Source organism: Rhodanobacter caeni (assembly GCF_039523575.1).
Classification (GTDB): Bacteria; Pseudomonadota; Gammaproteobacteria; order Xanthomonadales; family Rhodanobacteraceae; genus Rhodanobacter; species Rhodanobacter caeni.
Map to the genome: position 1 here is coordinate 135051 of NZ_BAAAFO010000004.1, position 15310 is coordinate 150360.

13 protein-coding genes are annotated in these 15310 nt (G+C 67.0%); 8 read left to right on the plus strand and 5 right to left on the minus strand.

Features of this window, described 5'->3' with window-relative positions; translation table 11 throughout:
- Positions 1-13 precede the first annotated feature (13 nt).
- Positions 14-1084 carry an NADH:flavin oxidoreductase/NADH oxidase gene (locus ABD017_RS13190; RefSeq protein ID WP_343883247.1) on the plus strand — a complete coding sequence of 357 codons (1071 nt, stop codon included), beginning with the start codon at positions 14-16 and terminating at the stop codon, positions 1082-1084.
- Between the two features lie 122 nt (positions 1085-1206).
- Here ABD017_RS13190 and ABD017_RS13195 read toward each other — a convergent pair whose 3' ends face one another.
- Positions 1207-1596: a cytochrome c gene (locus ABD017_RS13195; protein ID WP_343883248.1), complete on the minus strand. Its 390-nt coding sequence runs from the start codon at positions 1594-1596 to the stop codon at positions 1207-1209.
- A gap of 149 nt (positions 1597-1745) precedes the next feature.
- Between ABD017_RS13195 and ABD017_RS13200 the strand changes: the two genes are divergently transcribed.
- Positions 1746-2540, plus strand: coding sequence for a tRNA threonylcarbamoyladenosine dehydratase (locus ABD017_RS13200; RefSeq protein ID WP_343883249.1), 795 nt, complete (start codon positions 1746-1748; stop codon positions 2538-2540).
- A gap of 680 nt (positions 2541-3220) precedes the next feature.
- Here the strand turns inward: ABD017_RS13200 and phbB are convergent.
- Together phbB and gluQRS are read right to left on the minus strand one after the other, a co-directional pair.
- Positions 3221-3961: an acetoacetyl-CoA reductase gene (gene phbB, locus ABD017_RS13205; RefSeq protein ID WP_343883250.1), complete on the minus strand. Its 741-nt coding sequence runs from the start codon at positions 3959-3961 to the stop codon at positions 3221-3223.
- Positions 3962-4055: 94 nt separating this feature from the next.
- Positions 4056-4928: a tRNA glutamyl-Q(34) synthetase GluQRS gene (gluQRS, locus tag ABD017_RS13210; RefSeq protein ID WP_343883251.1), complete on the minus strand. Its 873-nt coding sequence runs from the start codon at positions 4926-4928 to the stop codon at positions 4056-4058.
- A 76-nt stretch (positions 4929-5004) separates the two neighbouring features.
- Here gluQRS and ABD017_RS13215 point away from each other — a divergent pair, with 76 nt between their 5' ends.
- From ABD017_RS13215 to htpG, 3 genes are all read left to right on the plus strand, one after another.
- Entirely contained in the window at positions 5005-5277 is a 273-nt protein-coding gene (locus tag ABD017_RS13215) for a hypothetical protein (RefSeq protein WP_343883252.1), read from the plus strand.
- Between the two features lie 150 nt (positions 5278-5427).
- Positions 5428-6318: a protease HtpX gene (gene htpX / locus ABD017_RS13220; RefSeq protein WP_343883253.1), complete on the plus strand. Its 891-nt coding sequence runs from the start codon at positions 5428-5430 to the stop codon at positions 6316-6318.
- Positions 6319-6479: 161 nt separating this feature from the next.
- Positions 6480-8351: a molecular chaperone HtpG gene (gene htpG / locus ABD017_RS13225; protein WP_343883254.1), complete on the plus strand. Its 1872-nt coding sequence runs from the start codon at positions 6480-6482 to the stop codon at positions 8349-8351.
- 83 nt (positions 8352-8434) lie between these two features.
- Here htpG and ABD017_RS13230 read toward each other — a convergent pair whose 3' ends face one another.
- Complete coding sequence (locus tag ABD017_RS13230; RefSeq protein ID WP_343883255.1) at positions 8435-9187, minus strand: hypothetical protein; 753 nt, start codon at positions 9185-9187, stop codon at positions 8435-8437.
- Here ABD017_RS13230 and ABD017_RS13235 point away from each other — a divergent pair.
- The gene (locus tag ABD017_RS13235) at positions 9186-9911 is read left to right on the plus strand and encodes a glutathione S-transferase family protein (RefSeq protein WP_343883256.1); all 726 of its coding nucleotides are present in this window, start codon (positions 9186-9188) and stop codon (positions 9909-9911) included. The genes ABD017_RS13230 and ABD017_RS13235 overlap by 2 nt on opposite strands.
- Before the next feature lie 44 nt (positions 9912-9955).
- On the opposite strand, the gene ABD017_RS13240 is transcribed toward ABD017_RS13235, so the two are convergent.
- Positions 9956-10756, minus strand: coding sequence for an Fpg/Nei family DNA glycosylase (locus tag ABD017_RS13240; protein ID WP_343883257.1), 801 nt, complete (start codon positions 10754-10756; stop codon positions 9956-9958).
- Between the two features lie 163 nt (positions 10757-10919).
- On the opposite strand from ABD017_RS13240, the gene ABD017_RS13245 reads away from it, so the two are divergent.
- Positions 10920-13223 (plus strand): TonB-dependent receptor, encoded by a 2304-nt coding sequence (locus ABD017_RS13245; protein WP_343883258.1) that lies wholly within the window; start codon positions 10920-10922, stop codon positions 13221-13223.
- Between the two features lie 35 nt (positions 13224-13258).
- Positions 13259-15280, plus strand: coding sequence for a serine hydrolase domain-containing protein (locus tag ABD017_RS13250; RefSeq protein ID WP_343883259.1), 2022 nt, complete (start codon positions 13259-13261; stop codon positions 15278-15280).
- The last annotated feature ends 30 nt before the right edge of the window (positions 15281-15310 follow it).

Here is a 15310-nt window from a genome sequence, read left to right on the forward strand (position 1 = left end):
CCCGGTGCATCCGATGAACCTGTTCGACCCGTTGACTCAACGCAGCCTCACCTTGCGCAATCGCCTGGTGATCTCGCCGATGTGCCAGTACTCGGCCACGGACGGCGTGCCCGATGACTGGCATCTGGTGCACCTGGGCAGTCGCGCGGTGGGTGGCGCCGCAGCGGTGATCGCCGAAGCCACGGCAGTGTCGGCGCAGGGGCGCATTTCTGCGGGCGACACCGGCCTGTGGAACGATGCGCAGCAGGCGGCATGGCAGCCGATCGCGCGCTTCATCAAGGCGCACGGTGCCGTCGCCGGCGTGCAGCTGGCGCACGCCGGGCGCAAGGCCAGCGCGCAACGCCCCTGGGAGGGCGGTGGCCCGCTTTCGGCGGGGCAGGGCGACTGGCCCACCGTGGCGGCGTCCGCGCTGCCGTTCGATGCGGGCTGGCCGGTGCCGCAGGCGCTCGACACCGCCGGCATCCGCGGCGTGATCGACGATTTCCGTGCCGCCGCCAGGCGCGCGCTGGCGTCAGGCTTCGAGTTGATCGAGCTGCACGCGGCGCATGGCTACCTGCTGCATCAGTTCCTGTCGCCGTTGAGCAACCGGCGCACCGACGACTACGGCGGCAGCTTCGACAACCGCAGTCGCCTCGTGCGCGACGTCATCGCCGCCGTGCGCGAAGTCTGGCCGGACAGGCTGCCGTTATGGCTGCGTGTTTCGGCCACCGACTGGGCGCCGGCCGACGGCACGCGCGGCTGGGACATCGAGCAGAGCGTGCAACTGGCGCAACAGGTGAAAGCGCTGGGCGTGGATCTCATCGACGTTTCCAGCGGCGGCTTGCTGCCGCACGTGAAAGTCCCGCTGCAACCGGGCTACCAGGTGCCTTTCGCGGCGCGCATCCGTGCCGACGCAGGGGTGGCCACCGGCGCGGTGGGCCTGATCACCCATGCCGAGCAGGCCGCGCGGATCATCGCCAATGACGAGGCGGACGTGGTGCTGATGGCGCGCGAAAGCCTGCGTGATCCTTACTTCCCCTTGCGTGCAGCGCAGGAACTCGGCGTGCAGATCGACGTGCCGCTGCAATACCAGCGGGCCTGGTAACAACGCCTGTGGCTGTGGGAGCGACTTCAGTCGCGATGCTCTTCGTTGGGCATCCAGAGCAGAAGCATCGCGACTGAAGTCGCTCCTGCAGGGGCGCGGTCACATGAAGTCGCTTCTGCGACTCAGCGGTACTGCTGGTGGCAGCTCTTGCAGGTTTCGCCCACGGGCTGGATGGCGGCCGCCAGCGCCTCGCACGTGGCGGGTGCGGCCTGCACGGCTTGCTGCAGGCGGGTCTGCAGCTGGGTGGCGTCGTCGGTGAACGCCTTCTCCTCGATGCCGAACACCGGCACGATGTCGCTGGCCGTGGACTGCAGCCTTGCCAGGTGATGCCGCGTCGCCGGCGTGTTGCACTGCTTCGCCTTCAACGCCTGCTTCAGTTCGCCGATGTGGTAGCCCATCGTGTCCATCACCGCCTTGGGCATCGGATTGCGGGCGGCCAGCGCGTTCATCACGTTGACGGTGCCGATCACGCCAATCACCAATCCCAGCAAGATCATCAGGGCAACACGCATCGACAGTTCCTCGATTGATGGACGACAAGCCGCAGGGTAACCCGCCGCATGCATCGTCGGCCACGTCGACGCGATAAAATGCGCGCTGCATCGTCACCGGTCGTCACCGTGAACCACACCTGCGAGCCCCATCATCCCGGCGTGCGCGCATGAGCGCGCCATCCTTTCCCGCCGAGCGTTTCGCCGGCGTCGAGCGCCTGTACGGCAGCGGCAGCGTCGAGCGCTTCTCCGAGGCGCACGTGTGCGTGATCGGCGTGGGTGGCGTGGGCTCGTGGGCCGCCGAGGCACTGGCGCGCAGCGGCGTGGGCCGGCTCACGCTGATCGATGCCGACGAGGTTTGCGTGTCCAACACCAACCGCCAGCTGCATGCGCTGGACGGCGAGTTCGGCAAGCCCAAGGTCGGCGTGATCGCGGCGCGCGCCCATGCCATCAACCCCTCCATCCGGCTGGAGGCGATCGAGCGATTCCTCACGCCGTCCACGCTGGACGAGCTGCTCGACCGCGGCTATGACGTGGTGCTGGATGCCTGCGACGCCTTCCGCGTCAAGCTCGAGACCATCGCCTGGTGCCGCCGCCGCAAGCTGCCCATCGTCAGCGTGGGCTCCGCCGGCGGTCGCACCGATCCCACCCAGATCCGCGTGCGCGACCTGTCGCGTACCGAGCACGACGCGATGTTCAGCCTGATCCGCAAGAAGCTGCGCACGGATTTCAATTTCCCCCGCAACCCGGACCGCTACTTCGGCGTTTCAGCCGTCTATTCGCTGCAGAACGTGCAATACCCGCAACCCGACGGCACGGTCTGCGGCACCCGTCCACCGGGCGGCGATGCGATGAACCTGGCCTGCGGCGGCGGGCTGGGTGCGGCCACGCATGTCACGGGGACGTTCGCGTTCGCGGCGGTGGGGAAAGTGCTGGAGAAGCTGCTGGATGGAAAATCGGGGTGACCCTCGATTCCGATGGAGCTGCGCGAACTGCCTCCTCTCCCCTGCGGGGAGAGGATTGAGGAGAGGGGCGGGTGCTTGCGGGAGAGCTGATGGATGGAATTTTCGGTGCCGTGGAGGGCTTCGTTGTTGCTTCCCCGCGGCATGTCCCCCTCTCCCTGCCCTCTCCCCGCAGGGGAGAGGGGATTACGGTTTCTTTCGGCGCTGAGGTGGGTTGTGTGGGCTTGCCGTGCGCCGATAAGCGGAAAGCCTGAAGGCACCGCAATCCTCCTCTCCCCGGCGGGGAGAGGATTGAGGAGAGGGGGCGGGTGCTTGCGGAAGAGCTGACGGATGGAGCTTTCGGTGCCGTGGAGGGCTTCGTTGTTGCTTCCCCGCGGCATGTCCCCCCTCTCCCTGCCCTCTCCCCGCAGGGGAGAGGGGATTACGGTTTCTTTCTGCGCTGAGGTGGGGTGTTGTGTGGGCTTGCCGTATAAGCGAAAAGCCTGAAGGCACCGTAATCCTCCTCTCCCCTGCGGGGAGAGGATTGAGGAGAGGGGGCGGGTGCTCGCGGGAAAGCTGGTATGCGAGCTGCGCCTCTGGGAGCTGAGGCAAGCAGGCATCCATGCGACGCTGCCCGTTCGGCATCCATGCCTCACCTGGTAAAACCCGCTGAAACTGCCACTGGCAGTTTCATCACGCGGGTTTTACCAACCCATGTAGTGCCCGCCGTTGATGGCGAGGTTGGCGCCGGTGATCCAGCTGGTTTCCTCGCCGGTGAGGAAGGCGACGGCGTGGGCGATTTCTTCCGGACGGCCGAGGCGGCCGACGGGGATCTGCGCCACGATCTTGGCGCGCACGTCTTCCGGTACCGCCATCACCATGTCGGTGCCCACGTAGCCGGGCGATACGGTGTTGACGGTGATGCCGAACTTCGCGTTTTCCTGCGCCAGCGAGATGGTGAAGCCGTGCATGCCGGCCTTGGCGGCGGCGTAGTTGGCCTGGCCGTACTGGCCCTTCTGGCCGTTGATGGAGCTGATCTGCACGATGCGTCCCCACTTGCGCGCGCGCATGCCTTCGATCACCGGGCGGGTGACGTTGAAGCAGGCGTTGAGGTTCGTGTTCACCACGTCCATCCACTGCTGGTAGTTCATCTTGTGGAAGGTGGAGTCGCGGGTGATGCCCGCGTTGTTGACCAGGATTTCCACCGGGCCGCATTGCGCTTCGATGGCGTGGATCATCGCTTCGGAAGCCTCGGGGTCGCTGACGTCGCCGGGCACCATGGTCACGTCGATGCCGTCGGCGGCCATGGCCTGGCGCCAGGTTTCGGCTTTCGCCGCGTCACGGTAGTTGGTGACCACGCGATGCCCCTGTCCGGCCAGGTAGCGGATGATCGCGCTGCCGATGCCGCCGGTGCCACCGGTAACCAATGCCGTGCGTTGCGTCATTTTCCTTCTCCTGTAGGTGATGCGGATCGGCGATGTGCGCCGTGGCGTGCCGACCCTTGCACTCTCCGCGATGACATGGCCGTTCGCAACTGTTTTATGGACTTTTGGCCGTCCATCGACGGTTGTGGCGGGGCAACCGGTCAGGCTGCACCTGCGCCAGCAGCGCCGCCAGCGCCGCGTGCACGTCGGCGACGCCGTCGCGCCATGGCAATGCCAGGAATTGCGCGACGCAACGCAGCGCCGGCAGCGGGTCGGTCGCATCCACCGGCAACGCCTGCGCGGATTTGGACAGCTTGTGGCCGTGCTCGTCCAGCACCAGGGGCAGGTGCCGATACGTGGGCGTGGGCAAGCCCAGGCAACGCTGGAGCCAGATCTGCCGGGGCGTGGAATCGAGCAGGTCGTGGCCGCGCACCACCTCGGTGACCTGCTGGAACGCGTCGTCGACCACGCAGCCGAGCTGGTACGAGTAGATGCCGTCGGCGCGGCGGATCACGAAGTCGCCCACCTGCTGGCGCAGGTTCTGCCGCTGCGGCCCCTGCAGGGCATCGTGGAAATCGATGTCGACATCCGGCGCGCGCAGGCGCCATGCCGGCGCGCGGCCGGACCCGGTGCCGACGCAGCGGCCGTCGACATGGCGCCCACCGGTGGCCGCCAGGTCGGTGCGGCTGCATGTGCAGGCGAACAGGTGGCCGGCGGCGCGCAGTTGCTCGAATGCGGCGTCGTAGGCGGCGCGGCGGCGGCTCTGGAACAGCACCGGCTCGTCGGCGACCAGGCCGAAGGCCGGCAGCGTGGCAAGGATGCTGCTGGCCGCGCCCGCCACCTCGCGCGGCGGGTCCAGATCCTCCATGCGCAGCAGCCACTGGCCCCCTGCCTGCCGTGCACACAGCCAGCTGGCCAGCGCCGCCACCAGCGAGCCGAAGTGCAGCCGACCGGTGGGCGAGGGGGCGAAACGGCCGCGATAATCCATGGCCGCATTATACGTTGGCGTCCCGTGGCGACATCCTTGCGTTCACCCGCATGCAACGAGAACCGGCGGAGCATCCATGCTGGCCGACCGCGACCAAGCGCGCGGCCGCGGCACGCGACGGAGAACGATGATGACCGGGCACACAAGGTATGCGGACAGCGATCCGCGCCACCACACCGACAAGATCAAAGGCATGCTGCGCGACACCATGGACCACGTCCGCGAAGACGTGTCCAAGGTTTCCGACCCCAAGGCCCAGGCGCTGTTCGAAACCTCGGCCGAGGTGCTCGGCGGCCTGATCACTGCCTACGAGCATTTCGAACAGAAAAGCGAGCCGGCCTGGCGCTGAATCCGGCCGATCGCGCGGCGGCCTCGAGCCGGCGGCGAGCCCTTGAAAACCCGTCCGCCGTCCCGAAACTTGGGTGGTCCCGGAGCGGGGTGCGTACAGCGTGCCGCTGTTCCGGGGAGCCAGCATCTTCCCTGACTGCCCAAGAGTGCCATGCGCCGCATCGTCCTGTTTCTCGCTACCAATATCGCCGTCCTTTTGCTGCTGGCCATCGTGTGCCGGCTGTTCGGCATCGACCAGATGGCCTCGGCCAACGGCTACGGCGGCATGACCGGCCTGCTGCTCTACGCCGCCGTGTTCGGCATGGGCGGCGCCTTCATTTCGCTGGCGCTGTCCAAGTGGATCGCCAAGCGCAGCACCGGCGCCCGCGTGATCACCCAGCCGCGGAACGAGACCGAGCGCTGGCTGCTCGACACCGTGCGCCAGCACGCCCGGAACGCCGGCATCGGCATGCCCGAGGTGGCCATCTACGACGCGCCGGAAATGAACGCGTTCGCCACCGGCATGACCAGGAACAGCTCGCTGGTGGCGGTGAGCTCCGGCTTGCTGCAGCAGATGGATCGCGAGCAGGTCAGTGCCGTGCTGGGTCACGAGATCGGTCACGTGGCCAACGGCGACATGGTCACGCTGACCCTGATCCAGGGCGTGTTGAACACGCTGGTGATCCTTGCCGCGCGCGTGGTCGGGCGCGCCATCGACAGCTGGATGAGCGGCGGCCGTGACGAAAATCGTGGCGGCGGCCTCGGCTATTTCATGGTGGTGATGGTGCTGCAGGTGGTGTTTGGCCTGTTCGCCTCGATGATCGTGGCCGCGTTCTCGCGCTGGCGGGAGTTTCGCGCCGACTCCGCCGGTGCGCAGTTCGCCGGCCGCGGCGCGATGATTTCCGCGCTGCAGCGCCTGAAAGCCGACCACGGCGAAAATACCCTGCCCAGCACCATCGCCGCGTTCGGCATCTCCGGACCGCTGGCCGATGGCCTCAGGCGATTGTTCATGAGCCACCCGCCGCTGGACGAGCGCATCGCCGCGCTGCAGAACGCCGCCTGATACCCGCATTTCCCCCTCTCCTGCATGCAGGGGAGGGTTGGGGTGGGGTGCTCTTGACCTTATCTTTGAGAGCCCGGATCAAGAGCCAACCTTCCGACTCCCTCTGCGTGCAGGGGGAGGAGCCAGTGTCCATCGTCAACTTCAGTACGGAACATCCACGCATGAACGCACCCGCCACCGAAACACGCAAATTCGAAGCCGAAGTGGCCCAGGTCCTGCACCTGGTCACGCATTCGCTGTACTCGCACAAGGAGATCTTCCTGCGCGAGCTGGTTTCCAACGCGTCCGACGCCTGCGACAAGCTGCGTTTCGAGTCCATCGCCCATCCTGAATTGTCGGCAGGCGACAGCGAGCTGCACATCGACGTGAGCTGGGACCCGGAGGCGCGCACCGTCACCGTGCGCGACAACGGCATCGGCATGAGCCGCGATGAAGTCGTGGCCAATATCGGCACCATCGCCAGCTCGGGCACGCGCCGTTTCCTGGAGGCGATGTCGGGCGAGCAGAAGGCCGATGCTCGCCTGATCGGCCAGTTCGGCGTGGGCTTCTATTCCGCCTTCGTGGTCGCCGACAAGGTCACCGTGCTGAGCCGCCGCGCCGATGCGCCGGCCGGTGAGGGCGTGAAGTGGGAGAGCGACGGCAAGGGCGAGTATTCGCTGGAGCAGGTGGAGCTGGCCGAGCGCGGCACCTCCGTCATCCTGCACCTGAAGGCCGACGAGGACGAGTTCCTGAAGCGCTGGCAGCTGCGCTCGCTGATCACGCGCTATTCCGACCACGTGGCCTTTCCGATCCGCATGCCCACCGAGAAGGACGACAAGCCCACCGGCGAGTGGGAAACCATCAATGCCGCCTCGGCGCTGTGGACCAAGCCCAAGAGCGAGATCAGCGACGAGGACTACCAGAGCTTCTACAAGTCGCTGGGCCACGACTTCAACGACGCGCTGGCGTGGACGCACAATCGCGTCGAGGGCAGCCAGAGCTTCACCACCTTGCTGTACCTGCCCTCGCAGCCGCCGTTCGACCTGATGATGGGCGCGCGCGACGAGCGCAAGGGCCTGAAGCTGTACATCAAGCGCGTGTTCATCATGGACGCCGCCGAGGAGCTGCTGCCGAACTACCTGCGCTTCGTGCGCGGCGTGGTCGACGCGGACGACCTGCCGCTCAACGTCAGCCGCGAGATCCTGCAGCACAACCGCCAGCTTGATCGCATCAAGGCCGCCTGCGTGAAGCGCGTGCTCGACCTGATCGAGAAGCTGGCGCGTGACGAGCCGGAAAAATTCGCCACCTTCTACAAGGCGTTCGGCAACACGCTCAAGGAAGGCATCAGCGAGGATGCCAACAACCGCGAGCGCATCGCCAAGCTGCTGCGCTTTGCCAGCACCAAGGGCGAGGGCACCGCGCAGAACGTGTCGCTGGACGACTACATCGGCCGCATGGCGATCGGCCAGGACGCCATCTGGTACATCACCGCCGACAGCTACAAGGCCGCCGCCGGCAGCCCGCAGCTGGAAGCGTTCAAGGCCAAGGACATCGAAGTGCTGCTGATGTCCGACCGCATCGACGAGTGGATGATCGGCTCGCTGAGCGAGTACGAAGGCAAGAAGCTCAAGAGCGTGGCCAAGGGCGAGGTGCCGCTGGACGAGGCCGACAAGAAGAAGCAGGAAGAGGCCGCGAAGGAGGCCGAGCCGCTGCTGAAGAAGCTGAAGGAGCTGCTGGGCGACCGCGTGGGCGAGGTGAAAGTCTCCGCCCGCCTCACCGACTCGCCTTCATGCCTTGCGCTCAGCGATTACGAAATGGCTCCGCACCTGGCCCGCCTGTTGCGCGAGGCAGGGCAGGACATGCCCGAATCCAAGCCCACGCTGGAGATCAATCCGGCGCACGCATTGGTCAAGCGGGTCGAGGCGGAAAGCGACGAGGCCAAGGCGAAGGACCTGGCCACCTTGCTGCTGGAACAGGCGGAGATTGCCGCCGGCGCCCAGTTGCCCGATCCGGCCGCCTTCGTGCAGCGGATGAACCGGGTGCTGCTGGGCTAGCGCCATCCCGCGTGGCCCGATACCAAAAGCCCGCCTTTTCCGGCGGGCTTTTTTCATTCGTTGCGAGGGGCTGCCCCGAAGCTTTATCGGCCGGGGCGGGATGCCGCCGGTGGCTGCGAGGCGTTGCGGATCGGCGGCGGCAACTGCCGAACAGGGATGGGTTGGGGACGAAAGCCGGCCCGATAGTGGTTGAACTCGAAGAGCCTGCGGTTCACCCGATAGTCCCGGTTGGCGAGCGCCAGACGGTGTCCGTCGACGTGCACCCAGTACCAGGAGCCCATGGGCACGGGTTTGGTGGAGACGTAGGCGAAATTCGCGTCGTAGTCGCCCTCGGCGCGGGGCGAGGTCTGCAAGGCCACGTTGATGATGACCTGGCTGGCGATCGGGTGGCCGTGGCGATCGGTTGCCGGCTTGCTGACCATTTCGGCCAGGTTTTTCCGCAACAGGCGGTCGAGTTGCGGCGAGAGCCTCGTGGGAGGCGAGGCGTCGGTGACCCTGCCTTGCGCATCCACCTGCACCAGCACGGGCATGATCGCGGACGGGAATTCGTTGAGCGAATCGGTGGAGGCCGTGGCGGCACCGCCGGTAGCCAACAGGGTGAAAAGCGCGAGCGGGAGTAACGGTTTCATGGACCCTCCGGGGAGCCGGGTGTTGCCATGGACCAGGGGGAGTGAATCCCGGCTGCCGTGCTTACTTTCCTCCCTGGCGGGCGCCTGGTCAAACGCCGGCGCCGATCGCCCGGCGCGATCGCGGTCTTGGACAGCGCCCTGCTGACAGGCCGTTGTCAGCAGCGCCGCGCCAGGCTTCACGCCTCTTTCCCCACCGAGCATCGCCATGTCCGACTCCGGCATCACCCTGCATGTCACCCGCGCCGCCTTCGAGCTGCCCGACACCAGCCCGTTCGTGATCAAGACCGAGGTGCAGCTGAACATGGCCGGGCTGGCCTACGAGCGGGTGCCGATGGTTCCGCCGCAGGCGCCGTTGGGAAAGCTGCCCTTCATCGACGATCACGGCGAAGTGGTGAGCGACTCCACCTTCATCCGTGCCCATGTCGAGCGCAAGTACGGGGTCGACCTGGACGCGGGCCTGGGCGCCCGGCAGCGGGCGCAGGCGTGGGCGATCGAGCGCCTGCTGGAGGATCATCTCTACTTCGCGATGGTCTGGTTTCGCTGGATCGATCCGGACAATTTCGCCAGGGGCCCGGCGCGGTTTGCCGACAGCGTGCCCGAGCCGCAGCGTGCGCAGCGACGCGAGCAGATGCAGGCGGGCAAGCGGGCCGAGCTGCATGCGCAAGGTATCGGCCGGCACAGCGCGCAGGGGATTGCCACACTCGGCGTGCGCTCGATCGATGCGGTGGCGGCCTTGCTGGGCGAACAGCCGTATCTCATGGGCGCCTCGCCCAGCGGCGTGGATGCCACCGCGCTGGGCGTGCTGGCCGGCGTACTCACTCCCTTCTTCGATACGCCACTGCAACGCGCCGCGGCGGCGCATCCCCATCTGGTGGCCTACGTGGCGCGCATGATGCAGCGCTATTACCCGGCGCACGCCTGGCCGTTGTGAGAGGCGTGTAGGGAGCGCCCGGGTCGTCGCATGGCCGAGGCTGGCTAACGCTTCCGTCCGGCACGCGGCTGGCAGGCCGGGCAGTAGTACGCCGAGCGTCCCGCCACACGCGAGCGGTGCACGGTGCCATTGCCGCGTGGGCAAGCGGCGCCGTCGCTTCGATGCGGCAGGAGGTAGGAGCGCGGCATGCGGTCGGGCTCGCCCTGCACGTCGATGGCCTTGCGCAGCACCTTGCGCATCATGCGGTAGATGCGTTTGCGATCGGCGGGGTTCAGGGCGTCGACCGGCGTGGCCGGGTGGATGCGGGCCTGGAACAGGATCTCGTCGGTGTACGTGTTGCCCAGCCCGGCCACGAGCGACTGGTTCATCAACGTCGACTTGATGGCACCGCCGTGGGACCGCAGCCGTTCGTCGAAGGCGTCGGCACCGATCTCCAGCGCGTCCGGGCCCAGCTCGAGCTCGTCTATCAAATCGTCGAAATCGTCCACCAGCCGCACCCGGCCCAGCATGCGCTTGTTGTCGTAGTCGAGCCGATGGCCATTGTCGAAGGTGACGATCATGCGCGCGTAACGCGAGTCGGGATCGTCCGGGTCGACGTAATGCAGGCAGCCGGTCATGCCGAAATGCAGCACCATCTGCTTGCCGTCACCCACGTCCACAGCCAGGTATTTGCCGTGGCGTTCGGTCTTGCGAAAGCTGTGGTTCTTCAATGCCCCGGCGAGTTGGCGCAACGACACGCCCTTGAGAATGCGCTCTCTGGTGACGGCGACGTCGCGGATCTTCTGGCGCAGCGAGGTGTGGTCCAGATAGCGCCTGAAGGTTTCGATTTCGGGGAGCTCGGGCATGGCGCCGGTATAGCCGCGGCGGCGTCCACGGCGCGTGCATTGGACGTCCAGCCGTCGATTCGGCTCACGCGTCTATGATAGAAAGATACCATTGACACGTTTATGTTAATAGCGTAACACTGCGTCCGAGCTCATCCGCATGCCTGCCCCCGGGGAGAACGTCATGGAATTGCGCCACCTGTCGCACCGTCGCGGCATCTGCATCGCCATCGCCCTTGCGCTGCTCGCTCCGCTGGGGGTGATTGCCCAAACCCCCGCCGGCGGTGCGGTGGTTGCCGGGGATGCCGACCCCTCCCTGGCGGCGTCGCCAGATGCGCAGACATCACCGCCTTCCCCGACCGCATCGACCCAGTTGGGCACCGTGGTGGTCACCGCCAACAAGCGCAGCGAACGCCTGCAGGAGGTGCCGATGGCGGTGTCGGCGGTGTCCGGCAACGATCTGCAGCGACAGGGCGCGCAGGGTTTCTCCGATTACGCCAGCCAGGTGCCGGGCCTCAACGTGGTATCGCAGGGGCCGGGCCAGACCCAGCTCACGCTGCGCGGCGTCACCTCCGGCGCCAACACGCCGAACGCCACCGTGGGCACGTATATCGACGACACGCCCTACGGCTCCAGCACGGTCTATTCCGCAGGCAGCGTGCTGACGCCGGATATCGACCCGGATGACCTGGAGCGCATCGAAGTGCTGCGCGGCCCGCAGGGCACGCTGTACGGGGCGAACACGCTGGGCGGTCTGCTGAAGTTCGTCACGGTGAAGCCGGATGCCACGGCGGTGGCAGGGCGCCTGTCGGTGGGCGGCAGCAGCGTGTCCGGCGGCGAAAGCGGCATGAATTCGCACGCCATGTTCAACGTGCCGCTGATCAAGGATGCGCTGGCACTGCGGGTGAATGCGTACGCGCGCCACGACCCCGGCTACATCGACAACGTTGCCACCGGCGAGAAGGACGTCAACGACGCCGAAGTGCGCGGTGGCCGCGCGCAACTGCTGTGGACGCCGTCGGAAGCGTTCTCGCTGCGCCTGTCGGCGCTGGCGCAGAACCTTCACGGCAACGCGCTGGCCAACGGTGGCGTCGACGTGGACCCGCTGACGCTGAAACCGCTCTACGGCGACCTCAAGCAAAGCCGCGCGCCCGGCACCGGCAATTTCGGCGTGCGCTATCGCCTGTACGACGCCAGCATCAATGCCGACTTCGGTTGGAGCCAGCTCGTTTCGGTGAGCAGCTACAGCACGCTGGATCGGCAGGCCAACCCCGACGCGACCGTCGCCTATGGCCCGATCGTCAATCCCGCGCTCGGGCTGGACAACGGCGGCTATTCGATCAACGGCCCGATCACCCTGGGCAAGTTCACCCAGGAGCTGCGCCTGCAGTCGCCGGAAGACCGCACGCTGGAGTGGCGCGCCGGTGTGTTCTACACCCGCGAGCACACCACCAACCAGCAGGACGTGCTGAGTTTCGACGCCACCACCGGCGCGCCGATCGATCTGCCTTTCACGCTGGGGCACATCGCGGTGGGCCCGGCGACGTTTACCGAATGGGCGGGCTACGGCGACATCACCTGGCATGCCAGCGCGCAGTTCAGCCTGTTGCTGGGCGCGCGCTACACGCATGACCGCACCACCTTCAACCAGAGCGGCACCGGCATCCTGGTGGGCGACAGCGACTTCACCATCAAGGGCTCGGACAGCCCCACCACCTTCCTGGTGAACCCCAGCTTCAAGTTCAGCGACGACCTCATGGCCTACGTGCGCATTGCCTCGGGCTATCGGCCGGGCGGCCCCAACGTGGGCGTGCCGCCGGGGCTGGGCGCGCCGGAGACGTTCGGGCCGGACAAGCTGGTGAGCTACGAGCTGGGCCTGAAATCGACCCTGCTCGACAAGCGCATGGCGCTGGACGTGGCCGCCTTCTACATCGACTGGGACAAGATCCAGCTCACCTCCTTCGCTGGCGGTTTCAGCTTCCTGGGCAATGGCGGCAAGGCGCGCAGCCAGGGCGTGGAGGCGAACTGGCAGTATGCCGCGGCACCGGGCCTGGTGCTGTCGGCCAACGCCACCTGGACCGATGCCGAACTGACCGCCGACACGCCGCCGGGCCTGTTCGGCTACAAGGGCGACGCCCTGCCGTGGGTGCCGAAATGGAACGCCCACGTCGGCGTCGATTACGACTTTCCGCTGGCCGGCGCGTGGTCGGGCTTCGTCGGTGGCAGCTACAGTCATGTCGGCAAGCGCAAGACCGATTTCCAGGCCGTGCCCGGCCCGCGCTTCGACGCGCCCGGCTACAACGGTGTCGATCTGCGCGTGGGCGTGAACATCGACAACTGGACCCTCAAGGCCTACGTGAAGAATCTCACCGACGACCGCGGCATCAGTTCGATGGCATCGGAAACCACCGATCCCCTCGGCAGTCCCTTCGGCGTGGTGTACGTGACGCCGCGCACCGTTGGCGTGTCGGCCACCGTCAGCTTCTGAGCCTTGCCGTTGTCGCCATCTGCTGGAGTGTGTCCATGAATCGTTATGCGAAGCTCGCCCTGGGGTTGGCCCTCAGCCTCTGTAGCGGCCTGGTCGCGGCGCAGGTGCCGCCGTCGCCGGCCGTCCCGGCGCCCGCCGGCTCGACCGTGTTGCCGACGGCGGCCAAGGTGATGGCCGACACCGCCGTCGCCGCGCCCTCCGGCGCCCACGCCCTGACCGAGGCGGACCTCACAACCTTTTTCGACGGCCTGGTGCCCTACGCGATCAAGCGCGGCGATATCGCCGGTGGGGTGATCAGCGTGGTGAAGGACGGCAAGCTGCTGTTCGCCCGTGGCTACGGTTATGCCGATCTTGAGACGCGCCAGCCGCCATCACCGGAAACCACGCTGTTCCGCCCCGGTTCCACCTCCAAGCTGTTCACCTGGACGGCGGTGATGCAGCAGGTGGAGCAGGGCAAGCTGGATCTGGACACCGACGTCAACACCTATCTCGATTTCAAGATCCCCGCGCGTGACGGCAAGCCGATCACGCTGCGCCAGATCATGACCCACACGGCGGGCTTCGAGGACACCGCGCGCGGCCTGCTGCCGGCAACCACGGATGAGGTGGACCTGGAGAACTACCTGAAGACCCACATCCCCGAGCGCATCTATCCGCCCGGCCAGATCGTGGCGTATTCCAACTACGGTTGCGGCCTGGCCGGCTATATCGTGCAGCGGGTGTCGGGCGAGAAATTCGCCGATTACATCAAGCACCACATTTTCGATCCGCTGGGCATGACGCACTCCAGCTTCGCGCAGCCGTTGCCGCCGGAGCTGGCACCGCTGATGGCGAAAGGCTACGAAAGCGTGTCCGACGGCAAGCCGCGCGCGTTCGAGCCGGTGGATCCGGCACCGGCCGGCGCGATGAGCAGCTCGGCCACCGACATGGCGAAGTTCATGATCGCCCAGCTGCAGGGCGGCCGCTACGGCGACACCCGCATCCTGCAGCAGGCCACGGCCGAGCTGATGCACAGCCCGCAGTACACCGCCGCGCCAGGCCTGCCCGGTTTCGACCTGGGCTTCTACCAGGAGGACAGCCACGGCCAGCGCATCATCGGCCACGGCGGCGACACGGTGGTGTTCCATAGCGACCTGCACCTGCTGCTGGATGCGAACGTGGGCATCTTCATGTCGTTCAACAGCGCCGGCAGCGAAGGCGGCGCGCACGTGGTCCGCAAGGCGATCTTCCAGTCCTTCCTCGACCGCTATTTCCCCTATGACGCGCCCGCCGAAGCCACCGTGGCCAGCGCGAAAAAAGACGCCGCGCGCGTGGCTGGCTGGTACGAATCCAGCCGCCGCAACGACAGCGCGCTGCGCCCGCTGTACCTGCTGGGCCAGACCAGCGTGGTGCCGCAGGAGGACGGCACCATCGTCGTCTCGATCTGGAACAACTACGCGGGCAAGCCGCTGCACTGGCGCGAAGTGGGGCCGCTGACCTGGCGCGAGGTCAATGGCGATGCGCACCTGAAGTTCGTCACCGACGACAACGGCGACATCGCGTACTGGGCCACCGACGTGGAGGCGCCGGTGTTCGTGTTCCAGCGTGTCCCCACCGCACGCTCGATGGGCTCGGTGAGCCTGTGGGGCGGGTTGTCGTTGCTGGCCGTGATCGTGGCGCTGCTCAGCTGGGGCATCGGTGGCTGGGTGCGTCGCCACTACGGCCGGCTGATCGCGCTGAACGCGCCGCAGCGGCGCTCGCGCCTGCTGTCGCGGCTGGGCGCGCTGTTGCTGTTCATCGACATCGGCGGCTGGATCGCCCTGCTGGTGAGCTCGATGATCAGCGAGGACATGCTGCTGCAGGGCACGATGACGCCGTGGCTTTACCTGCTCTACGTGCTGGGCGTGCTGGCCCTGCTCGGCGCGCTTGCCGTGGTGGTGCACGCGGTGCGCTGCTGGATGGCCCCGCGCCGCGGCCGCTGGGTGCTTGCCGGTGAAACCCTGCTGGCGCTGGCGGCGATCTACCTGAGCTGGTTCATCGTGGCGTTCGGGCTGATCAGCTTCAGCGTCCGCTACTGACTCCACCCGCGCGGCGGCCGGGCCTCGCCG